This window comes from Corallococcus exercitus (assembly GCF_003611585.1).
In the GTDB taxonomy this organism is placed as follows: Bacteria; Myxococcota; Myxococcia; order Myxococcales; family Myxococcaceae; genus Corallococcus; species Corallococcus exercitus.
This window is the reverse complement of sequence record NZ_RAVW01000498.1, coordinates 1-6,550: the sequence shown is the minus strand read 5'-3', so window position 1 is coordinate 6,550 and position 6,550 is coordinate 1. Positions and strand designations below refer to the sequence as shown.

Below are 6,550 nucleotides of genomic sequence, written 5' to 3'. Positions count from 1 at the left end.
TCCCAGCCCAGCCCCACGCCCGCCAAGGCCGACGCGGGCAGCACCTGCTCGCGGCTGCGTCCATCAAGGAACCCGAGCATCCCCGCGCCCAGCGTCACCGTGCGCCTGGGTCCGTCCGCCATGGGACGCAGGAACGCTTCCAGTTCCCGCCGCTCGCCGGAGCGCAGCGCCACGGTGTCCTCCCACAGCACCTGGCCTCCCTTGCGCAGCTCCAGCTTCCGGCGTCCCTCCGGCACCACCACTCCGCCGGGCAGCTCTCCCGCTTCCTGGCCGTCCACCTTGAGCGTGAAGCCCTCCAGCCTCGCGCTGTAGGAGAAAACCTCCGGCTGCCCGGGCCGCTCCAGCGTGCCGGACAACAGCACCGGATCCGCGCCCACTTCCAGAATCTGGGCGCTCGGCCGCTGGCGTCCTTCCGTATAGGCCCAGGTGTTTCGGCGAGCCCAGTCGTGGGCCTCCGTCGCGCTCACCGCTCCGTCGCGATTGCGGTCGCCGCGTCCGTCGAGCGCCTGGATGAGGAAGTGCGTGTAGATGTCATTGGCCAGCGCGTCGTCCTCGCGCGCCGCTTCGCCCCAATCGCTGGCGGACAGCACCATCGAGGCGCGGCTCGCGGCCTCCAACGGCTGCGGCAGGAAGGAGGCCTTGATGTGCGAGAGCTCGTCACGCACCTCCGGAGGCAGCAGCGACTTGCCCGTGCCGCTGTGACAGGTGGCCAGCACCAGCACGCGCCGCCGCGAACCCAGCCGCTCCAGGGCCTGCTCCAGCGTGGCCATCTCCAGGCCCGTTCCGGCCACGTCCCGGTAGCGGGTGTCCGACGTCACCAGGTAGCGCTGCAACTCGCCCCGTGCGTCGCGCGCCAGCGAGCCGTGCCCGGACACGTAGACGACCACCGTGTCCTGGGGCCGCCACGGCCGGGCCTCCAGCGCCTGGAGCGCGGCGAGCACCGAGGTGCGCGTCGTCTGCTCGGGCCGCGTGAGCACCGTCACGGAGCGGAAGCCTCCGTGCGTTGGATCCGCCAGCACCCGGCCCAGGTCGTCCGCGTCCTTCGCCGCGTAGCGCAGCCCGTTCCAGGAGGGATCCGCGTACGCGGAGATGCCGATGAGCAGCGCGTGCCGTTCGCCCTCCTGCGCCGCGGCCAGCGCGCCGTCGTCCAGGCGCACCCGCACCGCGCGGCCCTTCTCCCGCGACTCCACGGTGGAGCACGCGCCGAGCGTCACCAGCGCCAGCACCAGGGGGATGAACAACAGGCGGGACACGCGCGGCTCCTCAGGGAGCAGCATGCCCCGACTCCACCTTCAAGCGAAGGCGGGCCTGGGCCGCGTCGGAGGGAACCTGTCCGCTGACACGCACCGCCTCCACAGCCGCGTCCCCCTGGTCGTCGTGCGGCCAGGCGACCAGCACCAGCGTCACCGGCCCCTGCTCGTCCTCCAGGGACACACCCGCCAGGTCCTCGCCGTCGCGCAGGTCGTGCGTGCCCGGCGTCAACACATGACGGCCCAGCACCTGCGGCGGCACGCCGGGGGCTTCACGCACCAGCAGCGCGTCCGCGGACTCACTGGCGTGGTAGCGCAGGAGCACCACCGCTTCGGGCGGAAGCACCGCGTCCGTGGCCACCGCTCGCACGGTTCCGTCCGGCATCCGAGCCGCCGCCGTGATTTCCAGTGACAGGGGCGCGGTGCCCTTGATGCGCTGCGAGGGCGACTCCACGTCGCCCGGGCCTCCGGTTCCCGGGCGCACCAGGAGGGCCAGCACGATGGCGGCGGCCACCGCGCCCAGCCCTCCGGTGAGCCACACCCGCTGGGGCGCGCCCAGCTTCCGGCGCACCCGTGCCCAGCCGACCGCGTCCTCCCGGGAGGGACGGCCCGAGGCTTCCACCAGCGCTTCGTCCGCCAGCGCGTCCAACCCCGGGAACTCCCCGGGCTCCGCTTCGTCGCGCGCGAGGAACGCCTCGCACGTCTCACAGGGACGTGAGAGGTGCTCGGCGAAGTAGCGCACCGCTTCGGGCTCCCGCTGTCCGAGCCGCTTCGCGGACTCCACATCCAGGTGTCTGTCGGTCCCGCTCATGGCTCACCCCACCTCCGCGGCCAGCTGCGCCAGTCGCTTCGAGGACTCCACGTCCCGGTGTTTGTCGCTCTGGCTCATGGCTCACCCCACCTCCGCGGCCAGCAGCCGCGCCAGCAGCTCGCGCTTCACCCGGGCGCGGAAGCGCTCCAGGCGCATCGTCACCGCGCTCTTGCCCAGGCCCAACCGTTCGGCGATCTCGCGCGCGCTCAGCTCGCCCTCCAGATAGAAGAGGCGGGCCGTGTCCTTCTCCGGGCCCTCGGGCAATCCTTCAATGAGGGCGCGCACCACCGCGACCCGGCGCTCCAGCGTGAGCGAAGGCGGCAGCGCGGGCACGGCGGTGTCCGCTTCGAGCGCCAGGTCTTCCTCCACGCGGGCCCGGGCCTTCGCCCCACGGCTGAGCGCATAGGCGTGGTGCCGGGCGATGGTCAGCAGCCAGCCGCTGAACGCGCGCGGGTGCTGGAGCCGGGGCAGCTCGCGGAAGGCGCGCACGAACGTCTCCTGCACCACGTCCTCCACCTCCGCGGCCCCCAATGTCCCAGAGCCCTGGGCCACGCGGCGCACCGCTCCGTGGAAGCGCTGGTAGAGCTGGCCACACGCGGCCTGCTCTCCCCGGGCCGCACGGCGGATGCAGTCCGCCATCTCCTGCTCCGTCACGCCCCGGCCCTCCCCGCGCACGCGAGCTTCGCGTCGGGGCGATGCCTCCAAGGGCAGGCCGATCCAGGTGTGAAGGTGCAAGCCATGACCCCCATCCACTACTCCGTCCGGAGGGAAGGAGTCACGGGGGTCACTTCCGGCCACGCTCCCCCGTCCGTTGAGTGCGCGGAGCCACCGGGAGTGCGTGTCCCACCCTGAAATCGCGCGGGAAAATCCCCCCTGTGGCCGATTCCGGCGGCCGTGCTCCTTCTTTTCAACGGGAGGCGCCCCCCATCGCGGGACGCCCTCCAGAACCAGGAGACACCCATCATGCGTTTCATCGGTCTGTTCGCCTCCGTCCTCTGCCTGTCCGCGTGTGGCAATGGTGCCTCCTCCGTGGGGTTGAGCACGCGCATGGGTTCCGCGGTCTCGGGCGCGAGCCTTCCCGGCCAGGCCGTGCAGCGGCTGGAGACCTCCAATGGCATCACCGTGGAGCGGGTGCGGCTGTCGGTGCGCGAGCTGGAGCTCAAGCGCGAGGGTCATCATGACGACGACGCCACGAAGGACGACGCCGGCACGAGCACGGATGACTCCAGCGAGCAGAAGCAGCGCACGGGCGCCTTCCTCATCGACCTGTCGGGCACCGCGCTGGAGGGACAGGTCGTCCGCCTGCGCGACGTGACGGTGGAGGCGGGCACCTACGATGAGATCGAGTTCGACATCGGCAAGGTGTCCGCCACCGAGGCAGGCGACAACGCGGCGCTGAAGGAGCTGGCGGACCTGGGGGCCTCGGTCGTCATCGACGGCCACATCGACGGCGCGCCCTTCCAGTTCGTGTCCAGCCTTCGCGTGGAGCAGGAGCGCGAGGCGGACTTCGTGGTCACCGAGGGAGACGACCAGAACGTCACCATCAACATCGACCCCAGCAGCTGGTTCACCGGCGAGGGCGGCACGCGGCTGGATCCGCGTGACGAGCACAACCGCTCGCAGCTGGAGAACAACCTGCACAAGTCCATTGACGCCTTCGACGACCACGACCGCAACGGCGGCGAGGACTCCGACGACGACAACGGCAGCCACCACGACGGCAAGGACGACTGAGCCCGCCGTCCCGGCCCTGCGTCACTTGAGCACCCGCGCCAGGTACGGCGCGGTGCGGCTCTCCTTCACCTTCGCCACCTGCTCTGGCGTGCCCTGCGCCACCACGCGGCCCCCGGCGTTCCCCGCGCCGGGTCCCACGTCGATGACGTGGTCGCTGGCGGCGATGACGCGCAGGTCGTGCTCCACGACGATGACCGTGTTGCCCGCGTCCACCAGTCCCTCCAGCTGCGCCATCAGCTTGTCCACGTCCGCCGGGTGCAGGCCGGTGGTGGGCTCGTCCAGCACGTAGAGCGTGTCGCCGTGCTGGGTGCGCTGCAGCTCCGTGGCCAGCTTGATGCGCTGGGCCTCGCCACCGGACAGCTCCGTCGCGGGCTGGCCCAGGCGCAGGTAGCCCAGGCCCACGTCGCGCAGCACCTTGAGCGCTCGCTGGAGGGGCGGCTCGGCGGTGAAGAAGTCGAAGGCGCCGTCCACCGTCAGGCCCAGCACCTCCGCGATGTTCTTCTCCCGGTAGCGCACCTCCAGCGTCTTCGCGTTGTAGCGGGTGCCGTGGCACGTGGGGCACGGCGCATACACGCTGGGCAGGAAGAGCAGCTCCACGCTCACGAAGCCCTCGCCCTCGCACGTGTCGCAGCGGCCTCCCGCCGTGTTGAAGGAGAAGCGCCCCGCGCCGTACTTGCGCGACTTCGCCAGCGGGGTCGCCGCGAACAGCTTGCGCACGTGGTCGAAGAGGCCCGTGTACGTCGCCAGGTTGGAGCGCGGCGTGCGGCCGATGGGCTTCTGGTCCACCGTCACCAGCCGCTTGATGGCGTCCATGCCTTCGGTGATGTGCCCCTCGCTCGCCACCGTGGGCTCACGGTCCAGCGGCTCGCCCTCCTCCTCTTCCGGCGTCAGCGTCTGGCCCAGCCTCGCCGCCACCAGCTCCACCAGCGCCTGGCTCACGAGGCTGGACTTGCCGGAGCCGGACACGCCCGTCACCGTCGTGAAGATGCCCAGCGGGAAGTCCACATCCAGCCCGCTCAGGTTGTTGCGCTTCACGCCCTCCAGGCGCAGCCGCCCCGTGGCCTTCCGGGGGGAGCGACGGCGCAGGGCCTCCTCCTCGAAGAGGTAGCGCCGCGTGCGGGACGCCTCCACCTTCGCCAGGCCCTCCGGCACTCCGCTGTAGAGCACGCGTCCGCCGTGCTCACCGGCGGCGGGGCCCACGTCGACGATCCAGTCCGCGTGGCGGATGACGTCCACCTCGTGCTCCACCACGAACAGCGAGTTGCCCGCCTCCTTCAGCCGGTCCAGCGCCGTGAGCAGCGCCTCCGTGTCCGCGGGGTGCAGGCCGGCGGACGGCTCGTCCATCACGTACACCACGCCGAAGAGGTTGGAGCGCACCTGCGTGGCCAGCCGCAGCCGCTGCAATTCGCCCGGCGACAGCGTGGGCGTGCTGCGCTCCAGGGACAGGTAGCCCAGGCCCAGGTCCGTCAGCACCTGGATGCGCGCGAGCAGGTCCTTCGTGATGCGCTGGGCGACGATGACCTTCTCCGGGTGCTCGCGGGCCATCGCCTCCGCGTCCTTCCCCTTCCCTTCCGCCGTGGGTTTGATCAGCTCCGCGACCTGCTCCAGCGGCATGCGGGACAGCTCGCCGATGTCGCGGCCCGCGAACTTCACCGACAGCGACTCGCGCTTCAGGCGCTTGCCTTCACACAGGTCGCAGTCGCTGGCGACCATGTACCGGGCGACGCGCTTCTTCATCATCGCGCTCTGGGTCGTCGCGAAGGTGGTCATCACGTAGCGCTTCGCGCCCGTGAAGGTGCCCATGTAGCTGGGCGTCTCCTTGCGAGCCATGGCCCGCTTCACCTCCGCGGACGTGAAGCCCGCGTAGACGGGGACGGTGGGCTGCTCGTCCGTGAAGAGGATCCACTGGCGGTCCTTCTTCGGCAGGTCGCGCCAGGGCTTGTCGATGTCGTAGCCGAGCGTCACCAGGATGTCGCGCAGGTTCTGGCCGTGCCACGCGGGCGGCCACGCGGCGACAGCGCGCTCGCGGATGCTCAGGCGGTCGTCGGGCACCATGGAGCGCTCGGTGACCTCGAACACGCGGCCGATGCCGTGGCACTTCGGACACGCGCCCGCGGGTGTGTTCGGGGAGAACGCGTCCGAGTCCAGCCGCCCCAGCTTCGGCGGGTACGTGCCCGCGCGCGAGTACAGCATGCGCACGGAGTTCGACAGCGTCGTCACGCTGCCCACCGACGAGCGGGACGTCGGCGCGCCCCGGTGCTGCTGGAGCGCCACCGCCGGGGGCAGCCCATCGATGGCGTCCACCTCCGGCACGCCCACCTGATCAATCAGGCGCCGGGCATACGGGGCCACGGATTCAAAGTAGCGCCGCTGCGCCTCCGCGTAGAGCGTCCCGAACGCCAGCGACGACTTGCCGGAGCCGGACACGCCGGTGAAGACCACCAGCGCGTCGCGCGGGATGTCCACGTCCACGTGCTTCAGGTTGTGTTCCCGGGCGCCCCGGACGCGGACGAAGCCGGAGGGGTCGGAAGTCTTGCCAGTGCGCGGTGCTTTCGGAGGTGCCATGCCAGGGCGGAAGTTGCCCATTGCCGCAGGCCCGGTCATCCGTGACACGGAGGGGCCCGTCAGGATTTGATGGCGTGCATGCCTTCATCGTTCGGCAGAGGACAGCCCGGCCCGCTTCGCCGCTTCACCGTGCTCACGGTCTGTGCGCTCGCAGGCTGGCTCGCCGCCTGCTCCAGCCCGAGCGCCTCCC

General features: G+C 71.2%; 5 protein-coding genes. 1 reads left to right on the top strand and 4 read right to left on the bottom strand.

Annotated features, from left to right (window positions below):
* The 3 genes from D7W79_RS36915 to D7W79_RS36905 form a co-directional block, all read right to left on the bottom strand.
* Window positions 1–1,277 (bottom strand): caspase family protein (locus D7W79_RS36915; protein ID WP_147442240.1); only part of this gene is annotated, 1,277 nt, incomplete at its 3' end.
* Window positions 1,264–2,061, bottom strand: coding sequence for a hypothetical protein (locus D7W79_RS36910; protein ID WP_120529968.1), 798 nt, complete (start codon window positions 2,059–2,061; stop codon window positions 1,264–1,266). The genes D7W79_RS36915 and D7W79_RS36910, both read right to left, overlap by 14 nt.
* An 81-nt stretch (window positions 2,062–2,142) precedes the next feature.
* Entirely contained in the window at window positions 2,143–2,715 is a 573-nt protein-coding gene (locus D7W79_RS36905; protein WP_244222176.1) for an RNA polymerase sigma factor, read from the bottom strand.
* 309 nt (window positions 2,716–3,024) lie between these two features.
* Here D7W79_RS36905 and D7W79_RS36900 point away from each other — a divergent pair, with 309 nt between their 5' ends.
* Window positions 3,025–3,795, top strand: coding sequence for a DUF4382 domain-containing protein (locus D7W79_RS36900; RefSeq protein ID WP_244222175.1), 771 nt, complete (start codon window positions 3,025–3,027; stop codon window positions 3,793–3,795).
* 21 nt (window positions 3,796–3,816) lie between these two features.
* Here D7W79_RS36900 and uvrA read toward each other — a convergent pair whose 3' ends face one another.
* Complete coding sequence (gene uvrA / locus D7W79_RS36895; protein WP_120529969.1) at window positions 3,817–6,360, bottom strand: excinuclease ABC subunit UvrA; 2,544 nt, start codon at window positions 6,358–6,360, stop codon at window positions 3,817–3,819.
* Window positions 6,361–6,550 lie beyond the last annotated feature (190 nt).